The organism is Pseudomonadota bacterium (assembly GCA_023229365.1).
Lineage (GTDB): Bacteria > Myxococcota_A > Polyangia > JAAYKL01 > JAAYKL01 > JALNZK01.
The window spans coordinates 44,068-60,989 of the sequence record JALNZK010000002.1; the positions used below are offsets into that span (position 1 = coordinate 44,068).

A 16,922-nucleotide genomic window follows, 5' to 3' on the forward strand; every position below is an offset into this window, starting at 1 on the left:
CATTTCCTTCACGATTAATGCCAATGAGTAAAGACATGCAACCCTACATCAAATGGCGGCAAAGTGATGCCCAGTTTCTCGGCTTCTTTTTTAATTGCTGCAATAATTGCAATTCTTTTCACACCAATAACAGATTGCAGCGTTTCAACTTCAAAACTAACTTCTATTCCTTCGCTTTCTTCCCTTGCTTTTGCAATCACTTCACCAAAGTAAATATAATTGCCATTCATGCCATCCGTCACCAGTGTCAGTCCATTGCAACTAGTGACTTTATCCTGGTATGCGTTGTCATCGTATGGCTCAGTTAGCTCATAGTCGTCATCGGGAGTCTCGAACTCATTGTATTTGAATTTGGCTCCAAACATCACATATTCACAACGATGGCAACCCATTATTTGACTCCCAGACAAGCACATATAATGTTGGTTATTGTTGCCAATTGATCGTAAGTCTCTGAGTCCATTGTGAACTCCTCGATCCCACAACCAAGATAACCTTCCTCATCTTTTCTGGGATCATCCTTGAAATAAAAATCAATATCTTGATATTCGCCATTATGGTGAAGTACCACCACATCGTGAAGATTTGGGCAAACCTTCAAAATCACATACATGGCGTGTTCGCCCAAATCAATCAAATGAGATTTGGTGCAATCATCAAGATTCATTATCCCAACTCCCCGGCAATGGCTTCCAACTCAAGCTCAGCCCGCAGTTCGGGGCTGATAATTGCATTCAATCGCCCTTCAAGTGTTTCTAGAGACTTTTTCTTAGAAGCAATTTGAACCTTGTTGATTCTTGCCTTGATGTCTGCAACCCAGTCCGAAACTGAAAAACCATCCCACGTAAACAATGGGGCGTCTACCTCCATAGCAGCCGCAGCCGTTGCATACGTGCGTTCTTTGTCCATTAAAAATGCAGCCATACCAATGAGGTTCTTCACACTCGCCTCAACATGAATATTGGTGCGACCTGCCACATTGCCTTCAATGTAGCCAAATGAACAATTGGTAATCCAATTGGGTTTTTCAATCTTGGAAATCTCTTCCTTCCTCCGCTTGACTTCCTTGATTAGGTCAAGTGTTTTCTGATCTGTTTTCTTAGCCATCTGCTTCTCCTTCTTGTAATAGGCGACGTTCTGAAAATCTAAACTGAGAACCACTTTCCAACTCTACATACAAATGCAAATTTGTTGGCTCAATCCAAGACTCACTGCCACAACGGCGTTGATCTCCTGGTCGGTAAGTATAGCGACTATTCCATTCGTGGTGCAACACACCGTCTTTGAGAAAAACTCTCTCTCTAGTCTCCACATAATCTACTTTTGTGGGATCATCATATTTGTAGTGTGTCGCACACTCCACATACTCTTCATTGGGAAGTTTTGCAAACCAAAAATCGTAATCCCAGTAATTTTTTCTGGGTTTTGGAGCGTATTCTTTTGTAAATAATCTTGCGACTTTGCTGCCGTAGATAGATTTGGCAAACTTGTCCATAAGTTCAGCATAATTCGGCACAGGTGTTGACGAATTACAAACTGCCAAAGATTTTACATTATCCAACAGCACAAAATCTTCCTTGCCAACTTTGACAAACACCCACTTCTTGAGAGGTGTTTTATTAGATGGAAAACCCTTATGGTCCAATTCCACAGTATAATGGCAATCGAACTTGCCCAAATAAATCAGAACCCCCTGTTTCTTCGTTGTGTAAGATGCCCCCGGAATCAAATCCTTGGCCTTAACACCCTGCCCCTGAAGCTCGGTGAAATTCTGCGAATTTTTATAATCCTGAGAACATGCGGGCAGCAAAACCAACTCCGTCCCATCCCAAGCAAAAACAAACTTTCCTTCAAGTCCTTTGCCCCGACTACAATCGCATTCCCGCAGAATGAAAAGCAAATTAGCAACTGAAATTTCAAACTCGAAATCTCGGGGATCATACACCCGAATATATTCATTGCGAGCATTCCAACCATATGAATGTCGGGCTCCTCCTACACCCTTATTCAAAACAAACCCTTCGGTTGGCACATTGGAACACTCAATTGGATCAATCTTTTTATCCCGCCAAGACTGCCAAGATTTCTCTTTCCTGAGAACGCCTTTCTGGTCATAATAAATCACATATGCCAATTTCTTGGTATAGGTGCCCTCCCTATTTTGGAAGCCCACCTTGATTTTCTCTGGAATGAATAGCTGTTTTTGATCCATGATTTACTCTCCTTGTGAAATTACGCTGGCATATTTTTTACGAAGCTGTGCTATTCGTTCCATTTGCTCAGGGGTCCAGGGCTCCATCGGCTTGCATATTTTCCCCAATACATCCAGACAAATAGCCAGCCGTGCCATATCCTCTGTGCATTCGCTGCCAGTAACGGCGGCAACTTCCTTGACATACTGATCGATATCAGCTTGTTTTATATCGGCTTCAAACACATCTGTAAGAGCGAGCCAATTGTCAAGAAGGTAGCTCAAGAAAAAATGTTTGGTTTTTTCCCGCAAATCAAAACAAAATCGATCTTGCACCGTTTTTATAAATGCTTCTTTCATTTTGCACCTATGTTGTCATCTGCGGCTTGGTAAATACAATATCCGTATTTCCTACCCTTGTATTTCCATGCCTTGCTTTTAATTTTCGTTTCGCTCACACAGAATTGTCCAACGTAGCGAGGGCGATGATTCTTGCGATGTTCGATGACTATGAAATTGCCATCATCTTTGGTGTTTCCAACAGGATGATACGCTAGACCCGCCAAATCAGTGGAGAACATTTCATGATCGTTAAAAAAATCCGACAACACATCATGGAAATCGTGAACCCAAACATCACCCTTTTTTGTTGCTTTATGTGGAAATTTCATTTCATACCTCGAAAGAAACAGCCGCCCGTTTGGGCTTATCCATCATATGTCTTCGCTCACAATATTTTATATCAAAAGCGTTTGCAATTATTTCTTTTTGTTCTTTCCATTCTAAATGCTCAAGTTTATTTTCTGTGTCTCCCCAAAACTTTGGCCAATCAATATGATAAGCAACGAATGTTAATTCAGCCAAATGCTGAATTACTCGTTTTTGAATTTTCCACTCGGGCCAAGTTACATGACTTTCATACGAAGTCATCCATGCGTCAAATACCCCAAAAATATGTTCCCATTTTTTATCCATTAAAATCCCCTTCCCAAGCTTTCCATGATTCTGGTAATTCTTGATGGTGGAATTTTTTTCATTAACCTAAATTCGCCAGCCCCTTGAATAAAATGATCCTTTTCCTCATCAGCAGTATAGTGCGTAAGTTCCGCCATCCGACGAGCACAACTGTGCATTCTCTGAATAAATTCCCCATCATGTTTTTCTAACCAACTTACCGGCAAAACAACTTCTACAACTATTGGAAAACTATTGGGATGCAAATTGGGCAATTTTCTGCGTATCTTTTTTTCGAGTTTGTATTTTACCAAATCATTCAATTCTCCACCATTTTTATAATGTCGAGAATATCTAGCTGCACTGATCTGTGAAGGGTGAAGACAAATTGCTCCTTCTTCGTTCCAAAACACAGTATCCACACAAGCTTTCAACAGCTTTTCATCTGCCTCAAAACCATACATGCGAATTGCGTCTGCCACTCGTTCTGACAAACTTTTCAATGGCGGCAACAAACCATATTTTGTAATTGATGGTATAAAAACACTGGATGTGCCGTGGTATAATCTCAAGTCATTGTCAAAATTATACCACCGCTTCGTGCCCAGCATTCTCCAAGGTTTGTGCATTTTTTATCGAATGGCCTCCATAATCATGCCAACCGTTGTCCAATCACAAAGATTGCTCTCCAGTATTTCGTGGACGGTTCTGACTTCCAAGTAGGTCTGCTCTGAATCCGTCACATTATTTCCGTGAACTTCTCCAAGCCCGGCATTCATCTTTGCTGCCGTGATTTCCATCTTTGTCAACTCAACAGTAAACAAAGTGGCTTTGTGGGTGCTAAAGGTTCCCGCCAATTGCCGACTTTTGGCTTCCACAAAGCGATTGGGACTAATGGAAATACCTGTTTCTTCTTCCAATTCCTGAGCAGCAACCTCTCGTGGATTATCATTACCAAATGATGAGCCACTCGGCAATTCGTGGACAAATCCATCAATTGTGCGATTTGGCGAACGGAATTCACGCACCAAAAGAATTTCCGTATCCAGCCAATCCTCGGCTTCGCCAACTCGGCCTTCCCCCTTGTAATAAGCACAAATGGAGGAAATATCAGTGCGAGAAACAATGATTTCGTTTTCTTTGTGCCGCTGTTCTGCCTCGACCCATACATTCACCCAAATTGAAAAACAAAATGGAAAATTGTTTTTCAACAGAAAATTCCATAGCACCTTGGCATCATCCAAACGATTGCCAACTGCCTTCAGTTGCTTTAGCCAATCTTGAAAATGTTTAGTGGTCCAAATATGTCGAGGGATACAACGTTCACCACCTGTGCGGGAAATACCCTCTTTCAGAATGTCAGAAACCTCTTGGGCCAACTCATCTATGTTTTTGTGTGGATAGGAATGAGTAATTTTATGATACATGTAATCCAGATAAGCGGTATGTGGAGACCCATCAGGACGACCATAAAATAATTTGCCAGAATTAACCAACATCCCAAATTCGATGTTGGTGGTGAGTGCTGGCATATTGTGCATTTCACGGGGCACCCACATCAAAACAATGTCCGACATATTCATGGACGATTGTTCCCACTCAATCTGTCCCATGTAATCAGTTAGCCAAACTCCATCCCGTGATTCAGGGACAAATACTACGCCATCGTAGCCTGCCTTCTCCAGGGCTTCCAACATTTTCGGTCGCCACGATTCTATGGCTAACGCCGGGGATTGGCGTGGAGTGGGACCGGCAAGAAAAATCGACTTGCTGAAAGATTCGGGAGCAGCTTCGCCAGCATAAATTACTTGCATGTTTGATACTTTCTTGTTAGTTCAACTATTTTTTCTGGACGCCGCTCTCCATTCAACTCTTCAAGCAAATCTTCTGGATATGCTTGATAAAAATTTCCCCAAGGACGTTTGGTTTTTCGATTCCAAATCTTCCAGCCCTTTCCAGCCTCGGCCCTAGCAACAAATCGGTTCATTGCACTGGTTCTTCTGGACGTTTCTTGGAAAACTCTTTTTCTCCCCACACCTCAATGTAATACTCTTGTCCACTTGGTGTAAAAACAATCAGGAATGGGTCTTGTATCTTCGGTCGCTTTTTTACATCAAATTCTTCAACAATAAAATTTGCTTCTGGGCATCGCTTCTTAATATCCACCGCTGTTTGCAAAGCAAACTCTGGCATATCATTTTTGTATTGGTCAAGCGAATAACGAACCCATTTTGCCACCAACTGTTCTGGGGCTATGAAATTATAGATAATCAAATAGGGCAACAACGCACAAAGGAATGAGCCACCCAGCACACAGCCCACAACAATGGCCCAAACTGGCAAAGAGACACCAAAACGATTGCAAATTGCTGCTGTAATGCCAGCCACTATCCAATACGCAATCGTTGCAAGCAATGTAGAACCCATACAATTGTCCAAAAAATGCAACATTTTAAATGTTGTTTTGTACTCAGGTGGCCTTTCTACATTGCTGATTCTTGCTTCTTTGTAGGCTTGCACCGACTCTTGTGTGAATGGTCTAACATCCAAGGCGTTCAGAGCCACAATAAGCCTCCGAGCGGGGCTATCGGCAAGCTGTGCTTCTATCTTTTTCTTCATTCGGCCATAGCCCAACAATTCATCTGCCGCCTTAGCCAAATCCAAATCTGATTTTTCACACTCTTCCGGCAGCCGCACTTGTTCTTTTACTAACGTTTGCATAATTTTTCTCCCTATTGTACGTCGCAAGCAGGAACACCAAACTTATGAAAATAACGCAATGGACGCCACAGGTGCCCATTGACCCAAAATCCCCATTTGCGATATGGTCTGCCGCAAAACAGGATTGTCCACGCCCCGCCCTTGGGAATATCCAAGTAATGTCGTTTGTCAGCCTTGGATACCCACCACGAACCAGCTTTGACTTCAAATCGCCCTTCGGGAGTCACATTCGTGTAATGACCCTTGAGGATGATCGACACAAAATCGCAAGCATGATCGTGAAAATATCGTTTATCGTCGCTTCTGATCCAGTGATGGATTCGGATGGAAAAATTAAAAAAAATGAATGTCCAACGATAAAGGTAAGGACACTCAGATAAACCAAGGGGCTCCCTCCATCGAATTTGGAAATAGCGAAATGGTTTCATTGTAAAAAAAGTCTATCTGCCCCTTGTTCTTGCAACCATCGAGTCACCACCAAATGAAACACTCGGTGTATTTGCTCTGAAGTTAGTGGCTCCCCAGGTTTTTCATAATTAAAAAAACCTGCTTCCTTTAATTTGGCGAACTCCAATTTTTCCAACAAAGATTTGGCGTCTTTGTCTTCAATGAGAATTACTTTCATCATTTCCTCCTAAGTCAGCGGGGCAGGATTCGAACACTGCGACCTTCAGCTTGTTTATGGCTGATGCTCTGGCCAACTGAGCTACCCGCCGCAATTTATTTGCCTTCTAACACTCTTGATGCCGCCTTTTTCAATTCCGAGGCAACCTGACTTTGAATGACGCCCGGAAGCTGTTTTTGCACCTCCTCTATAATCATAGGCCGAATGACAGGGGCCTCAATCCGCAAGTAATTACCCACTTCGTTTCTGATTTGGGCACGCACCAATTCATTCACGGTGACATTGCCAATGTGCATTCCCTGCAAATCAATGCCTTCGGTAATGCTTTTGGAAATCCTATCCTTCAAGCTATCTGCAAGATTGGTTAGAAGTTGTTCACCAACAATAGCCTCCAACTGGGCGTCATCTTGAAGCAACCGTTCCAAAACTGCTTGCGTCAATTTGAGTTGAATTTTAATCATGTTACCACCTTTCCAGCCATTCCAAAAACTTTTGGAATAACTTCATAGCAAGCATCATACCACAAATCGCCAACATTCCCAAGACGATTGGGCCAAATGGTTTGCTTGCCTCCCACAAATGTTGTATTGTGTCCATTATCCTACTCCCCACAAAGCAAGGTCTGCTTCACTCGGCATACGCCAATCTCCCCGAGGGCTCAAGCTCACCGTTCCAACCTTGGGACCATCGGGTACACAATTTCGTTTGAATTGATTGTGGAAAAATCGCTTCAAAAATGTGCGAAGTGTGTTTTTGATAAACTCTGGCGAGTAATCCACATCAAACTTGCACTGATTTGCTAAATACAAAATCTTTTCTGGACTAAAGCCATTTCGCACAAAATGATAGAGAAAGAAATCGTGCAATTCATATGGACCCAGGAAGTCCTCACTCGACTGTACCTCTCCGTTCGGTCCAACGGGAAGCAACTCAGGCGAAATAACAGTGTTGACAATATCCATCAAAACTTCGGCTACGCTTCCGGGGATAGCAATATCACCTTTGGAATACCGATTCCTGGCAATCCATCCCACCAAAAATTTTACCAAAGTCTTTGGGACACCACAGTTTACATTATAGCTGGACATGTGATCGCCGTTATATGTGCTCCAGCCTAGAGCCATTTCGGACAAATCACCAGTGCCCAGAACAAATCCACGGGAGAACAATTCCAGTGTCCGCACTCGGGCTTGAATGTTTTCAAACTTCAAGTCTTTGCTGTTGGGTGGTATTTCTTGGAGTAATTCTTGAAATTCATCCACAGCTTCAGGGAAAAGCAACAAATGGTCAACATCAATGTCAAAGGGTTTGTAATTTTGGTCCTTGAAAATATTCAAGCAAGTTTTCCGAATGTCGATGGTTTCACAAGGCACATCTAGTAGTTTTGCCAATCGTTTTGCATTATTTAGCGTTTTGTCGGTAGTGCCAAAACCGGGCATAGTAATAGCTCGTACATCAACCCCAGCAGCCTTGGCAACCAGCAAAGCCAATGTGGAATCCAAACCACCGGACAGCCCAAGATACATCGGGTGTCCACACATCTGATCCCATCGTTTCTGCAAGCCCAGAACCTGAATCTTGAAAATTGTTTCACAACGATCATTCAATTGAGCATTGTCGGCGGGGACAAAGGGATGAGCATCAACGTGCCGCTTCAATGGACGACTATCACTTGAGTCACGTAAATTAAAATCAATAAAGCGATAGGTCTGGTCGGGTTCCAAAGTGGCAAAACTGATGGTCTGTCGTCGCTCGTTCTGCAACTTCTCAACATCAACATCAGTAATGATAGAAGCGTGGGGCTCCAATCGCACCCGTTCCAAAATCGATCCATTTTCCGCAATGATGCAGTCACCGGCCATCACAATATCACTGGTGGATTCTGTGGGACTGGCACAAGCGTAAATATAAGCGGCAATACAACGTCCCGACTGGGCTTGCACAACCTGATGGGCTCGATAATCACCCTTGCCCACCACTTCATTGCTGGCAGACAGATTGAGCAGAATGTTCGCCCCAGCAATTGCTTGATGAGAAGATGGAGGAATAGGCATCCAACCATCTTCACATATCTCGACTCCTACAACCACTTCCCCAGCACGGAATAAAAGGTCGGTGCCAAATCGAGTATTTGGCATATATTGTCGTCCCTCACAATACCTTGGGAAAGGAATGAGGGTTGAAATATTTTTTGCAGCTTTGAACCAACGGGATTCATAAAACTCTTTGTAATTGGGAATGTGCTGCTTGGGCACAATGCCCAAAATTTGTCCATTGGAAAGAACAGCCGCACAATTATAAAGAGCGTTGCCTACACGGAAAGGAAGACCAACCACAACCAATTGGTTTTTTTCGACGCTGTTGGCTATTTCCCACAACCCAGCTTCGGCAGCATCCAGAAGTTTGGTTTGCCCAAACAGATCGCCGCAAGTGTATCCTGTAATGGATAATTCGGGGAAAACAATGATTTCGGCAGGATCAGTTTTCGTAAAATAGAATATCGCCTGCTTGATTTCGGCAACATTGGCAGCAACATTGCCTACTTTAACTTTAGGGGATACAGCGGCGACTCTGACAAGTCCAAAATTCATGTTTTTGACCCTTTCAATCCCTCAATGTACAGGAAAACTATCACCAGGGCGTTTTCTTCAAAATCGTCACTTTGGGGTATCCATCAAAGCCTTTAATCTCCATCCCTTTAATGGCTTTTATCATATCCCAGTTATGGTTACACTCCGTTTGTACTTCCTGTTCGGCATTGTCCAGGTCTCGCACCGCCATCTTGCCGCTGCCTCCGACATTTGTTTTAAACTCAACTGTGCCCGGCTTTGCACCATATTGTTCGTGCCATTGAAGATGGGCACTTATGGCCACATAGGTTACAAGGGCAATCACAATAAGCAAAACCGCACTCACAGGAATAATCCATTCCTTGATGATGTTCAATGTGGTTCTCCTTCGGTTCTAGATATGGTTGGGTCTATTGGTCCTAAGCTGGGCCATTTTTCCCAGTGATGTGCCCTGCGTTCTTGTAACTGTTCTTGAATATTCAATCTCAGGTCATAACACTCATCAGCAGCATAAGCTGCCTCGGGTGGTTTCCGACCTTTGATATATTTTTCATGAAATACTTCCGTTGGGTCTTCCCCAGGCATAATGTAAAGCGGAAAATTATCACCATCAAAAGTATCGTGAACTACGACAACGTGGGATGCTCCCTTGTTTTGAGCAGTTTTAATCCACCATTCAATATCTTGTCGAGTAGCGGTCATAATTATCCTACTGAAAACTTTTTGACAATATTGCCTTTTTTGTCCACAATATCGACCTGATCGGCACCTATAGATCGAATGCGGTCTCCATAACGCTTCTGCACCTTATCCTCTGCTTCCTGCTGCGTGTTGGCCTCATCGATCAAAATAGTTTCATTATCAAAGGTGTCCCAATGATAAATGCCAAACTTTTTTTTGTGTTTAATCATGGCTCACCTCCTTTCCTTTATTACTTTAATGCCTAGAAATGGATGTTGGTTTTGTTCGCCCAAATATCTGTTCAAAGCATCTTCGTCGGAAAAATCCTTGTCAAAAGTGCTGTGAACAATCTCTTCGTTATAGGCTTCATAAACTTGGAGAGTGGCAGTTATCATTTTACTTCAAACCAAATAGACAAAAGATAGGCACATCCGGCAATTTTCCATTCATGATCGGGATCAAAAGACATTAGGCAAGCCTTGATATGAGCAAGGGCACGACTTTGATTGATGCCTTCTTTCACTATAAATACAACATCCTCTGCCCCGGAGAAAAACCACTTGTGGACAATTTTTGTGTATTTGTTTTCTCCCCAAAACTCTTTGGGAATATCTTCTCTTTTGGGCAGCCATTCAGCAATATGTTCTGGGCCTGCCCAAATATCCATTTGTGTAATATGTTCTTTTGGAGTCATTTTGGCTTCGCCCGTTCCCACTCTAACAGAAGTGATTTCGCCTTGCTGATAGAGGATACAACCTCTGCATCTTCCTCAACTTCATAATATGCTTCCACAGTCTCAATGAGATCATTTAAAGCATTTGCTAGTTTTTCTTCCATGTTGCACCCTACAAATTTTCGAGATCATAAATCCCGTATAATTCATGCTCTCTAATGTATTCCAACACCTTTTCATCCAATAATTTTTGATTTAGGCTTATGCCATTTTTCAAACATTCCCGCACCATCGTGGAAGATACTTCACCAATCTTTCCATCCGTATGACCCAAAAAGATGTGCGGTGGCTTCAAATACCAACCCATATCGGGGTCTCGCTCCACACCATCCCTTGGCACCACTATGAAGCGAATCATTTTCTCAAGGTGTTCGTAATTAACCCACCTATCGAATTCATTGGCATTATCCATGCCAATGATCCAAGAAAAATCATATTGGTTTTTGGCAAAATCTTCTTCCAACAATAACTTAACAGTTTGGTAAGTTTCGCCACTGAGTTTGTTTCTAATCTCATAATCAAATGGTTTGATACGACCATCTGCCTCGCAAGCAATTTCCACCATGTTTAGGCGATGCTCGGCAGAAGCCATTTCCTTGCCAAACATATGGTGTTCACCGCACGGCATCAACCACACTTCATCAAAAGTCCGACTGGTATTCAAAACAAACTGGGCAATGCGAATGTGGGCTTTTGTAACTGGATTGAAAGCTCCACCAAGAATAGCAACCTTGATCTTTCTTCCCAGGGAACGATATTGCAGTTTGCGATCTTCAATCTTTGCCAATGTAGCCTGAATTAAATGTCCCGCATCCCAGCCACATTCATTGCATAATTGAATCAGGCTACAAAGGGCATCACCAGCTTCTTCCTTCAGATTGCGAAGATCGGTGAAACGAACCAACTCCCTGACTTCACCCTCTATATCATCCAATCGCTGACGCAATGGAGTGCGACCAAAAGCACTGTCAAATGCCTCTTCGATTTGTGACTGATATGGTTCCATTTTACGCAACCTCTTCTTCCTCAATTTCTTCGGCATAACAATCATCGAGAGTTTCTTCAAGAACCTCTTTAATTGCTTGTTTGCTTTCTTTTTCTTTGTCTTTTTCTTTCCTCGGCTTTGGCAAATGCCTGAGTCGTATTTTATCAACAATAAAATTATTGATAAGAATGGCAACCGTCCTGGCTTTTTCGCCAAATTCCACCTTCAAAGCCTCTGGAAATTCCTCCACAGTAAGTGCTGGATTTTCTAACACATGATAAGCAAACAATTCAACTCGCAAACCTTTCGTGTTGTCGGGCATAACCAAATCAAGATTTATGCCCAACTCTCTCAATGCCTTACAATGAGTGGCACGAAGGGATGCATTCTTGAGAATTGTTTTAGCCAAGGGAGAAAGCTTTTGCCGCTTTTTTGCAGGCGGCTTCAAAGTAGTTTCATCTAATGGGGACGATTCTGATGTCATGATGTTTTCTCTAGGTATTCTATCTTCGTACAATCTTCTCCCGCCATAGCACGCCGCTCTCGAAGATGATTTTCACACAAACAAGTAGTTTTGCCATAGGCTGTCAATTTAGCCACAGCCTCACTTTGGCAGTGGTGCTCCATAATCCAGGCTTTGTAAAAATACTGACACTTCATGGTTCCACCGTGATAACTACTTCTTGGGCAACAAACCTGATTAAACGAATAGTTTTTTTATAAGCCTTGGATTGGGTTTGCATTTGATTTGCGATGAGCGGCTGAGCAATCTTATTGACATCAACCGACACCAACGGAATCAAGCCACAAGGCGTAAATCCCTGTTTAATCCCAACATCACCACTGCCTAATTCGTCTTCACCCATCCAAGCAAACAAGTCTGGTATTTTGTCCATTATTCTTCTTTCTTCAAATCCCGCTTTGCGATAGCACGCTCTCTTTGATGTGTGACGACTTTGGTTTTCTTGCCGGGTTGGTCGCCTTGCCGTTTCAATCGGGATTTCCAGTGTTCGTATCCCGGTCCCTTGCTACCTTTTTTCGTTCGGCTCATATTCTCGCTCCAATTGTTTCAACATATCCCCAAGCTGCCGACTTGCATTCAGGGCATCAATGGTCAAGCTAATTGGGCTACCCATCGGCAAACCAGGGAGCATAAAAGGATATTGATCTTGCCAATCATGCAACAAGCTAATTATTCTTCTGAGCTTGTTGAGGGAAGTCTTCGTGACCTTTGGAGTAACCCGGTATTCATTGCTCATCTAAAAACCTCCCATTTTCATCCATTTTATTATCCCAAACAATAATAAATGGATCGCCGTTGGGTGTGTCGTTTTCCTTGTAAAGCACAATACAGTCTGATCGTCTTCGGCGGCGGGCTTCAAAATCATCTTTTGCCCTAAATTGACCAGAACCAGAATCGGCTTCCCAGTAATAAGTGGTCATACCGATTCGTCCTGCTCTTCCAACTTTCGCAACAACCGCATCAATTGGCTTTTGGCAGCACCAGCCAAGTCCCAATCGTCCATATCATAGGTGCCTTGCCAAACTTCCAAATCAGCAATGATCTTGCTCAGTTTACGCACGGCAACCTTGGGAACTTTGGGAGACTTCATGGCAACCTCCTATTTCACTGGCCCTTGGCCAGGAGCAAACATGCCATTTTTCTCGGCCTTCTTTTTGCCACCATCCAGGCCAAGATCGGTATCGTCTTCCTTGCCCGTCTCGGAAGTTCGCTGGGTGTCGGAAGATGTAATAAAGATGTATTGGTGGTCGGCAGGCGTCCCATCGGCTTCGGGATGTCCCTTTCGCTTCATAGGCATAGTATCACCGCCAAACATCTTCAACATCGGGCGAGACATAAACCCAGCAATAAGCGATTCCCGCTCAGCCACCATATCCTGAATGGATTTTTGGTCACGCAGAAAAGTCTTGCGTTCCGCTTCCACAGAATTCATCAAATCCTTCCAAAGAAACATGGCTTTTTCAGGATCGGGATATTGCTCAGAAACGGTCTTGAAGAGTGCCCCACCCTTGCGACCCTCAATCAAATCGGCGTAAATCTCTTTCAACTGGGCTTGCCCAATATTGGCGATTTGCACCTTTTGGCTGAGAATCTTCTTCATCGTGTCAAACGATGCTTCATTGGAATTGGATTTTCCCTGAATTCCCTTACGCAACCTCACCTCATTGTCGAAGTTCGACCAGCCAGAAATAAAGGTGCAGCCCCCCATCAGTAGCAGAAGACCACAAAACACCAGGAAAAAAGCCATCGGACGGGACATGAAGTTCTCCTTTTCGAGTTAGAACGGCAAATTATCTGACCTAGTACCCTCATTATACTTCAGAAGTGGCGGTTGTAAATCTCTATTCTCAAATCTGCCGAAATGAAACTCCAAGGATACGTCGTCAAGCCCCCGAATGGAATCACACATCTCTATGTCATGTGGTTTAATATCGTGAAAAATCCACACTTTTTTGATGACGTTGTTTTCCCGCTTGCGAAAAACAAAGGTTACAGAACGGGTATATTTAATCCACTGATGCCATCGCAATAAGTTGGATTCCTCTTCATACTCATAACCAATCACCAATGTGCCGTGCTTAGAATAGCACTCATCAAAAAGACCTTGCTGAATCTCTAGCTCGGGTATTGAAGCCAATTCGTCAAAACCAATACAATCCCCATCATCATCGCCGTAGAAAGGAACACACAGATGTTCCTCTGCATAGCCAGGAATTTCTAATGACCAGCAATTTCTTTGATCTCTTAGCAGTTTTTTGATGGTCATTGATGCATAATATGCACCATCAGAAAACAGAGGGCCGCCTATTAATGTGTATTCCATGATACGTATTATATCACTATAATATAGAATATGCTACCGAATTACGTTCACAAAGAAGACTTGATTGACCGCATCGCCAAAGAGTATTTTGGAGATGGCAGTATCCCCATTGCCATCAAACGAATCAATGATCGTTGGTGCGAATTTGTTCAAGTTTTTCGTAACAGCAACTCGGCACATGCTGCCTTTGCTGGCGATTATGAAGGCCAACTCTACAAAATCTATTTACCCCAGGAAAATCAGCTAAAATCCGTCAATGAGTTATTGGAAGAATATTGTGCGGAAAATAATATTCCGTTCGTAAATATGGTATGCTAACCTTTCAAGAATATGTGCTCCAAGAAGGTGCCTACAACAACAAGCGTGGTTGCCGTTACTGGGGAGATGCTGGATCGGGTGTTTTACCCTTCTGTCAAAGCACCCGTCGATTTGGTGCCAACCATCGGGGAGCATTTGTCAATGAAGGAGGCACATTTGGAATCTTTGGTGGCGGTATTTTCCTTGATGAATATGGCTTAAACGATGTGGAGGAATTAATAAATAGCACAATTCCCCAAGATCACGCCAAACAAGAGTTGCGTGAAGAAACAGGCTATAACGGACCCATTCGGCTTCAAGAAATCTATGTTTACAAAGACAGTAAAATAGGACCACAGGGACAACCTTGCAATTTCTTTTATTGGAATTATATTGGTATTGTTCCTCACGAATTCCCTATAAGCCCAGAAGCAAACAGTCAGTGGGAAGAAGGCGGGCAATCGGGTTGGCTAACTTTTGAAGAACTCATGCGAGTAACGCCCAAACACTTTGGCCTCAAAGCACTTCTGGATAATGCGGCGGCAAAACTCCAACAACTATCGAGGAAATAATGATTACTTTTTCAGAATTTTGTATAAAAAACTTGGCCAAACAAGCAAAAGTAGATATTGCTTGCTTAGACAAAAAACAACTAGAAATGGGTGTAAAAGTAGAGCGAGAACACAATGGCAAAATGGGAAAAGATACCAAAGTCATCAAAAACGATGCTGAGGCTCTTAAAATTGCTGTTGCCCACCTGAGAGAAGACCCCAAGTATTACACAAAATTAAAGAAAATAGAACACTAATCTGGAATCTTCCAAATATTTATCTTTGTATCGCCCCTCGTAGTATCTTTTGGATCAATAAATCCAGGCTTCAAAGATTTTAGTGGCTTCTTGTCATATTGCATAGCAAAATAAGTAATAAAATCAGCCGAAGAAGGAGTCACATATAAGGGAGGATATTGACCCAACGCATCATAAATAGAAGGATATAATCCAAGCTTGGCACCTGTGCGTAGATCATCCTCTTTTAACAACCACTCTCTGAATTGCATACATTATCTATGCATTCAATTGCTGATATCCTTCGCCTGTGGTCGATGAAGGAAGAATAGTTCCAGCGGGCAACAAAAATGACTTACATTTATAAGTCATATTGGGCAGAACATATTCCACTTCCACCAACTTGCCTTCGGCAATCATTTCTTGCAACAAATCTGGAAAATCGAAATTGTTGTCAAAAACTTGTTGTCGCACTGTTGGGTTTACATGATTTGCAATGTGAACTGGAAGTTCTGTTGCTTTGCAGCCTTGAATATCGGCTACAATTCTAGCAATCAGTTCCTTGACTGCATCCTTGTCCATTAAAACACCTCTTGAACAAAGTTATTTGGTTTCAGTTTCGTCCACAAACTCTTGCACTTCTTGAATAGATCGATATCCCATCAATCTTGTTCTCAACCAACCCTTGACCTTCGGATCATATCTGTATCTGATGATTTGTGGAATTGGCTGTTCATTGGATAGCTGCTTGGCGAGTGCCTGATCCTTGTCAGCATCCACCATTACCAAAACTTTTTTTCCAAACTTCACCTTAGGAATAACTTCTTTTTTCAATTTTTCACAATAATGACACCAAGGGGCACCGAGAATTACAAACAACGGTCTCTTAGAAACCGTTATGACTTTATATGCTTCTGCATAAGTCATTTCTTTCGATTTGGGAGATTCCGCTTTTTTGGCAACTTCTGCGGCTTGCACAGGAACCACGCACAACAACAAAACAAATAGTAAATACTTCATAACAACTCCTTTGGTTAAGGTTCCACCTATATTTACTCTTCACAAAACACTAAAGTCCTATGAATGTCAAAAGCCTGCGGAGCAGTGATGGCTTTTCCGTAACATACGACGTGCGAATAATTTCTCCATCAATTTCATTCCACAACGTATTTTTTTCAGGATCGTAATGCCATTCTCTGTTAAAGTCTTCCATGAATTTTTTTGCAAACTCACGAGCCTCAGCATCTCTTCTGGCTATTTCTTCTAGCCATTTTTCTCGATCTTCAGAAGTCGGATATTGAGCAACGAATTTTTTGAAGGACTTGTAAAGAATGACTAAGGAATCTTCCTTGGCATCACTGGGAAAATCGGCACAAAGCCGTTTGACATAGCCATGCACTATCGCTTTATATTTTTTGTGGTCACTACGTGCATCTTCACTCATGATTTAACAATAATTTAATCTAAGCTTTGGATTGTTTTTTTCTGCTTCACGTCTAATCTCTATGGGATATTCACCATAATTTCGTCCT

34 protein-coding genes and 1 tRNA gene are annotated in these 16,922 nt (G+C 42.6%); 3 read left to right on the forward strand and 32 right to left on the reverse strand.

The features are described from left to right. Positions 1 to 14 precede the first annotated feature (14 nt). From M0R80_01090 to M0R80_01225, 28 genes are all read right to left on the reverse strand, one after another. Positions 15 to 392: a hypothetical protein gene (locus M0R80_01090; GenBank protein MCK9458231.1), complete on the reverse strand. Its 378-nt coding sequence runs from the start codon at positions 390 to 392 to the stop codon at positions 15 to 17. After that, entirely contained in the window at positions 392 to 667 is a 276-nt protein-coding gene (locus M0R80_01095) for a hypothetical protein (protein ID MCK9458232.1), read from the reverse strand. The genes M0R80_01090 and M0R80_01095 overlap by 1 nt, the downstream gene beginning before the upstream one ends. Then, complete coding sequence (locus tag M0R80_01100; protein ID MCK9458233.1) at positions 667 to 1,107, reverse strand: hypothetical protein; 441 nt, start codon at positions 1,105 to 1,107, stop codon at positions 667 to 669. Before M0R80_01100 ends, M0R80_01095 begins: the two co-directional genes overlap by 1 nt. Next, positions 1,100 to 2,212: a hypothetical protein gene (locus M0R80_01105; GenBank protein MCK9458234.1), complete on the reverse strand. Its 1,113-nt coding sequence runs from the start codon at positions 2,210 to 2,212 to the stop codon at positions 1,100 to 1,102. Before M0R80_01105 ends, M0R80_01100 begins: the two co-directional genes overlap by 8 nt. Positions 2,213 to 2,215: 3 nt before the next feature. Further along, entirely contained in the window at positions 2,216 to 2,551 is a 336-nt protein-coding gene (locus M0R80_01110) for a hypothetical protein (protein MCK9458235.1), read from the reverse strand. Beyond that, the gene (locus M0R80_01115) at positions 2,548 to 2,862 is read right to left on the reverse strand and encodes a hypothetical protein (GenBank protein ID MCK9458236.1); all 315 of its coding nucleotides are present in this window, start codon (positions 2,860 to 2,862) and stop codon (positions 2,548 to 2,550) included. The genes M0R80_01110 and M0R80_01115 overlap by 4 nt, the downstream gene beginning before the upstream one ends. Position 2,863: 1 nt before the next feature. Next, positions 2,864 to 3,166, reverse strand: coding sequence for a hypothetical protein (locus M0R80_01120; GenBank protein ID MCK9458237.1), 303 nt, complete (start codon positions 3,164 to 3,166; stop codon positions 2,864 to 2,866). Next, complete coding sequence (locus M0R80_01125) at positions 3,166 to 3,756, reverse strand: hypothetical protein (GenBank protein MCK9458238.1); 591 nt, start codon at positions 3,754 to 3,756, stop codon at positions 3,166 to 3,168. Before M0R80_01125 ends, M0R80_01120 begins: the two co-directional genes overlap by 1 nt. A gap of 21 nt (positions 3,757 to 3,777) precedes the next feature. Next, positions 3,778 to 4,959, reverse strand: a complete 1,182-nt coding sequence (locus tag M0R80_01130; GenBank protein ID MCK9458239.1) for an NUDIX domain-containing protein — start codon at positions 4,957 to 4,959, stop codon at positions 3,778 to 3,780. Positions 4,960 to 5,128: 169 nt separating this feature from the next. Next, positions 5,129 to 5,866, reverse strand: a complete 738-nt coding sequence (locus M0R80_01135; protein MCK9458240.1) for a hypothetical protein — start codon at positions 5,864 to 5,866, stop codon at positions 5,129 to 5,131. A gap of 11 nt (positions 5,867 to 5,877) precedes the next feature. Beyond that, positions 5,878 to 6,126 (reverse strand): hypothetical protein, encoded by a 249-nt coding sequence (locus tag M0R80_01140; GenBank protein MCK9458241.1) that lies wholly within the window; start codon positions 6,124 to 6,126, stop codon positions 5,878 to 5,880. 164 nt (positions 6,127 to 6,290) lie between these two features. Further along, on the reverse strand, positions 6,291 to 6,494 hold the full coding sequence (locus tag M0R80_01145) for a hypothetical protein (GenBank protein MCK9458242.1): 204 nt from the start codon (positions 6,492 to 6,494) through the stop codon (positions 6,291 to 6,293). Between the two features lie 11 nt (positions 6,495 to 6,505). Then, positions 6,506 to 6,582: transfer RNA gene (locus M0R80_01150), tRNA-Leu, on the reverse strand. A gap of 4 nt (positions 6,583 to 6,586) precedes the next feature. Continuing rightward, positions 6,587 to 6,952, reverse strand: coding sequence for a hypothetical protein (locus tag M0R80_01155; protein ID MCK9458243.1), 366 nt, complete (start codon positions 6,950 to 6,952; stop codon positions 6,587 to 6,589). Positions 6,953 to 7,087: 135 nt separating this feature from the next. Further along, positions 7,088 to 9,082, reverse strand: coding sequence for an NAD(+) synthase (locus M0R80_01160; protein ID MCK9458244.1), 1,995 nt, complete (start codon positions 9,080 to 9,082; stop codon positions 7,088 to 7,090). Positions 9,083 to 9,122: 40 nt separating this feature from the next. After that, on the reverse strand, positions 9,123 to 9,437 hold the full coding sequence (locus M0R80_01165) for a hypothetical protein (GenBank protein MCK9458245.1): 315 nt from the start codon (positions 9,435 to 9,437) through the stop codon (positions 9,123 to 9,125). Continuing rightward, positions 9,434 to 9,763: a hypothetical protein gene (locus M0R80_01170; protein ID MCK9458246.1), complete on the reverse strand. Its 330-nt coding sequence runs from the start codon at positions 9,761 to 9,763 to the stop codon at positions 9,434 to 9,436. The genes M0R80_01165 and M0R80_01170 overlap by 4 nt, the downstream gene beginning before the upstream one ends. A gap of 2 nt (positions 9,764 to 9,765) precedes the next feature. After that, positions 9,766 to 9,972, reverse strand: coding sequence for a hypothetical protein (locus M0R80_01175; GenBank protein ID MCK9458247.1), 207 nt, complete (start codon positions 9,970 to 9,972; stop codon positions 9,766 to 9,768). 161 nt (positions 9,973 to 10,133) lie between these two features. Beyond that, positions 10,134 to 10,436: a hypothetical protein gene (locus M0R80_01180; GenBank protein MCK9458248.1), complete on the reverse strand. Its 303-nt coding sequence runs from the start codon at positions 10,434 to 10,436 to the stop codon at positions 10,134 to 10,136. Beyond that, positions 10,433 to 10,579, reverse strand: a complete 147-nt coding sequence (locus M0R80_01185) for a hypothetical protein (protein ID MCK9458249.1) — start codon at positions 10,577 to 10,579, stop codon at positions 10,433 to 10,435. Before M0R80_01185 ends, M0R80_01180 begins: the two co-directional genes overlap by 4 nt. An 8-nt stretch (positions 10,580 to 10,587) precedes the next feature. Next, the gene (gene nadD, locus M0R80_01190; GenBank protein ID MCK9458250.1) at positions 10,588 to 11,481 is read right to left on the reverse strand and encodes a nicotinate (nicotinamide) nucleotide adenylyltransferase; all 894 of its coding nucleotides are present in this window, start codon (positions 11,479 to 11,481) and stop codon (positions 10,588 to 10,590) included. A 1-nt stretch (position 11,482) separates the two neighbouring features. Next, the gene (locus M0R80_01195) at positions 11,483 to 11,944 is read right to left on the reverse strand and encodes a hypothetical protein (GenBank protein ID MCK9458251.1); all 462 of its coding nucleotides are present in this window, start codon (positions 11,942 to 11,944) and stop codon (positions 11,483 to 11,485) included. A gap of 172 nt (positions 11,945 to 12,116) precedes the next feature. Continuing rightward, positions 12,117 to 12,356, reverse strand: coding sequence for a hypothetical protein (locus M0R80_01200; protein ID MCK9458252.1), 240 nt, complete (start codon positions 12,354 to 12,356; stop codon positions 12,117 to 12,119). A 132-nt stretch (positions 12,357 to 12,488) separates the two neighbouring features. After that, complete coding sequence (locus tag M0R80_01205) at positions 12,489 to 12,719, reverse strand: hypothetical protein (protein MCK9458253.1); 231 nt, start codon at positions 12,717 to 12,719, stop codon at positions 12,489 to 12,491. Further along, complete coding sequence (locus M0R80_01210) at positions 12,709 to 12,903, reverse strand: hypothetical protein (GenBank protein MCK9458254.1); 195 nt, start codon at positions 12,901 to 12,903, stop codon at positions 12,709 to 12,711. The genes M0R80_01205 and M0R80_01210 overlap by 11 nt, the downstream gene beginning before the upstream one ends. Then, entirely contained in the window at positions 12,900 to 13,073 is a 174-nt protein-coding gene (locus tag M0R80_01215) for a hypothetical protein (GenBank protein MCK9458255.1), read from the reverse strand. Before M0R80_01215 ends, M0R80_01210 begins: the two co-directional genes overlap by 4 nt. A gap of 9 nt (positions 13,074 to 13,082) precedes the next feature. Then, entirely contained in the window at positions 13,083 to 13,742 is a 660-nt protein-coding gene (locus M0R80_01220) for a hypothetical protein (GenBank protein MCK9458256.1), read from the reverse strand. An 18-nt stretch (positions 13,743 to 13,760) separates the two neighbouring features. Then, a complete protein-coding gene (locus M0R80_01225; protein ID MCK9458257.1) occupies positions 13,761 to 14,306 on the reverse strand; it encodes a hypothetical protein in 546 nt (181 codons plus the stop codon). A gap of 30 nt (positions 14,307 to 14,336) precedes the next feature. Between M0R80_01225 and M0R80_01230 the strand changes: the two genes are divergently transcribed. Genes M0R80_01230 through M0R80_01240 form a run of 3 tightly spaced genes read left to right on the forward strand, consistent with a single transcriptional unit; the run spans position 14,337 to position 15,411 of the window. Then, on the forward strand, positions 14,337 to 14,624 hold the full coding sequence (locus M0R80_01230; GenBank protein MCK9458258.1) for a hypothetical protein: 288 nt from the start codon (positions 14,337 to 14,339) through the stop codon (positions 14,622 to 14,624). Then, entirely contained in the window at positions 14,618 to 15,175 is a 558-nt protein-coding gene (locus tag M0R80_01235; GenBank protein MCK9458259.1) for an NUDIX hydrolase, read from the forward strand. Before M0R80_01230 ends, M0R80_01235 begins: the two co-directional genes overlap by 7 nt. Then, on the forward strand, positions 15,175 to 15,411 hold the full coding sequence (locus M0R80_01240) for a hypothetical protein (protein ID MCK9458260.1): 237 nt from the start codon (positions 15,175 to 15,177) through the stop codon (positions 15,409 to 15,411). Before M0R80_01235 ends, M0R80_01240 begins: the two co-directional genes overlap by 1 nt. Here the strand turns inward: M0R80_01240 and M0R80_01245 are convergent. From M0R80_01245 to M0R80_01260, 4 genes are read right to left on the reverse strand one after another with little or no spacing between them, the layout of a single operon-like run. Further along, entirely contained in the window at positions 15,408 to 15,662 is a 255-nt protein-coding gene (locus M0R80_01245) for a hypothetical protein (GenBank protein MCK9458261.1), read from the reverse strand. The genes M0R80_01240 and M0R80_01245 overlap by 4 nt on opposite strands. Positions 15,663 to 15,669: 7 nt before the next feature. Further along, complete coding sequence (locus M0R80_01250) at positions 15,670 to 15,972, reverse strand: hypothetical protein (protein ID MCK9458262.1); 303 nt, start codon at positions 15,970 to 15,972, stop codon at positions 15,670 to 15,672. A 21-nt stretch (positions 15,973 to 15,993) separates the two neighbouring features. After that, positions 15,994 to 16,410: a thioredoxin family protein gene (locus M0R80_01255; GenBank protein ID MCK9458263.1), complete on the reverse strand. Its 417-nt coding sequence runs from the start codon at positions 16,408 to 16,410 to the stop codon at positions 15,994 to 15,996. A gap of 49 nt (positions 16,411 to 16,459) precedes the next feature. Continuing rightward, positions 16,460 to 16,834, reverse strand: coding sequence for a hypothetical protein (locus M0R80_01260; GenBank protein ID MCK9458264.1), 375 nt, complete (start codon positions 16,832 to 16,834; stop codon positions 16,460 to 16,462). Positions 16,835 to 16,922: the final 88 nt, after the last annotated feature.

What these genes read in the sequence shown, in the direction of transcription:
- M0R80_01090 (MCK9458231.1), bottom strand. Translation starts at nt 392, where the DNA reads ATGGGTTGCCATCGTTGTGAATATGTGATGTTTGGAGCCAAATTCAAA.
- M0R80_01095 (MCK9458232.1), bottom strand. Translation starts at nt 667, where the DNA reads ATGAATCTTGATGATTGCACCAAATCTCATTTGATTGATTTGGGCGAA.
- M0R80_01100 (MCK9458233.1), bottom strand. Translation starts at nt 1,107, where the DNA reads ATGGCTAAGAAAACAGATCAGAAAACACTTGACCTAATCAAGGAAGTC.
- M0R80_01105 (MCK9458234.1), bottom strand. Translation starts at nt 2,212, where the DNA reads ATGGATCAAAAACAGCTATTCATTCCAGAGAAAATCAAGGTGGGCTTC.
- M0R80_01110 (MCK9458235.1), bottom strand. Translation starts at nt 2,551, where the DNA reads ATGAAAGAAGCATTTATAAAAACGGTGCAAGATCGATTTTGTTTTGAT.
- M0R80_01115 (MCK9458236.1), bottom strand. Translation starts at nt 2,862, where the DNA reads ATGAAATTTCCACATAAAGCAACAAAAAAGGGTGATGTTTGGGTTCAC.
- M0R80_01120 (MCK9458237.1), bottom strand. Translation starts at nt 3,166, where the DNA reads ATGGATAAAAAATGGGAACATATTTTTGGGGTATTTGACGCATGGATG.
- M0R80_01125 (MCK9458238.1), bottom strand. Translation starts at nt 3,756, where the DNA reads ATGCTGGGCACGAAGCGGTGGTATAATTTTGACAATGACTTGAGATTA.
- M0R80_01130 (MCK9458239.1), bottom strand. Translation starts at nt 4,959, where the DNA reads ATGCAAGTAATTTATGCTGGCGAAGCTGCTCCCGAATCTTTCAGCAAG.
- M0R80_01135 (MCK9458240.1), bottom strand. Translation starts at nt 5,866, where the DNA reads ATGCAAACGTTAGTAAAAGAACAAGTGCGGCTGCCGGAAGAGTGTGAA.
- M0R80_01145 (MCK9458242.1), bottom strand. Translation starts at nt 6,494, where the DNA reads ATGATGAAAGTAATTCTCATTGAAGACAAAGACGCCAAATCTTTGTTG.
- M0R80_01155 (MCK9458243.1), bottom strand. Translation starts at nt 6,952, where the DNA reads ATGATTAAAATTCAACTCAAATTGACGCAAGCAGTTTTGGAACGGTTG.
- M0R80_01160 (MCK9458244.1), bottom strand. Translation starts at nt 9,082, where the DNA reads ATGAATTTTGGACTTGTCAGAGTCGCCGCTGTATCCCCTAAAGTTAAA.
- M0R80_01170 (MCK9458246.1), bottom strand. Translation starts at nt 9,763, where the DNA reads ATGACCGCTACTCGACAAGATATTGAATGGTGGATTAAAACTGCTCAA.
- M0R80_01175 (MCK9458247.1), bottom strand. Translation starts at nt 9,972, where the DNA reads ATGATTAAACACAAAAAAAAGTTTGGCATTTATCATTGGGACACCTTT.
- M0R80_01180 (MCK9458248.1), bottom strand. Translation starts at nt 10,436, where the DNA reads ATGACTCCAAAAGAACATATTACACAAATGGATATTTGGGCAGGCCCA.
- M0R80_01185 (MCK9458249.1), bottom strand. Translation starts at nt 10,579, where the DNA reads ATGGAAGAAAAACTAGCAAATGCTTTAAATGATCTCATTGAGACTGTG.
- nadD (MCK9458250.1), bottom strand. Translation starts at nt 11,481, where the DNA reads ATGGAACCATATCAGTCACAAATCGAAGAGGCATTTGACAGTGCTTTT.
- M0R80_01195 (MCK9458251.1), bottom strand. Translation starts at nt 11,944, where the DNA reads ATGACATCAGAATCGTCCCCATTAGATGAAACTACTTTGAAGCCGCCT.
- M0R80_01200 (MCK9458252.1), bottom strand. Translation starts at nt 12,356, where the DNA reads ATGGACAAAATACCAGACTTGTTTGCTTGGATGGGTGAAGACGAATTA.
- M0R80_01205 (MCK9458253.1), bottom strand. Translation starts at nt 12,719, where the DNA reads ATGAGCAATGAATACCGGGTTACTCCAAAGGTCACGAAGACTTCCCTC.
- M0R80_01210 (MCK9458254.1), bottom strand. Translation starts at nt 12,903, where the DNA reads ATGACCACTTATTACTGGGAAGCCGATTCTGGTTCTGGTCAATTTAGG.
- M0R80_01215 (MCK9458255.1), bottom strand. Translation starts at nt 13,073, where the DNA reads ATGAAGTCTCCCAAAGTTCCCAAGGTTGCCGTGCGTAAACTGAGCAAG.
- M0R80_01220 (MCK9458256.1), bottom strand. Translation starts at nt 13,742, where the DNA reads ATGTCCCGTCCGATGGCTTTTTTCCTGGTGTTTTGTGGTCTTCTGCTA.
- M0R80_01225 (MCK9458257.1), bottom strand. Translation starts at nt 14,306, where the DNA reads ATGGAATACACATTAATAGGCGGCCCTCTGTTTTCTGATGGTGCATAT.
- M0R80_01230 (MCK9458258.1), top strand. Translation starts at nt 14,337, where the DNA reads ATGCTACCGAATTACGTTCACAAAGAAGACTTGATTGACCGCATCGCC.
- M0R80_01235 (MCK9458259.1), top strand. Translation starts at nt 14,618, where the DNA reads ATGCTAACCTTTCAAGAATATGTGCTCCAAGAAGGTGCCTACAACAAC.
- M0R80_01240 (MCK9458260.1), top strand. Translation starts at nt 15,175, where the DNA reads ATGATTACTTTTTCAGAATTTTGTATAAAAAACTTGGCCAAACAAGCA.
- M0R80_01245 (MCK9458261.1), bottom strand. Translation starts at nt 15,662, where the DNA reads ATGCAATTCAGAGAGTGGTTGTTAAAAGAGGATGATCTACGCACAGGT.
- M0R80_01250 (MCK9458262.1), bottom strand. Translation starts at nt 15,972, where the DNA reads ATGGACAAGGATGCAGTCAAGGAACTGATTGCTAGAATTGTAGCCGAT.
- M0R80_01255 (MCK9458263.1), bottom strand. Translation starts at nt 16,410, where the DNA reads ATGAAGTATTTACTATTTGTTTTGTTGTTGTGCGTGGTTCCTGTGCAA.
- M0R80_01260 (MCK9458264.1), bottom strand. Translation starts at nt 16,834, where the DNA reads ATGAGTGAAGATGCACGTAGTGACCACAAAAAATATAAAGCGATAGTG.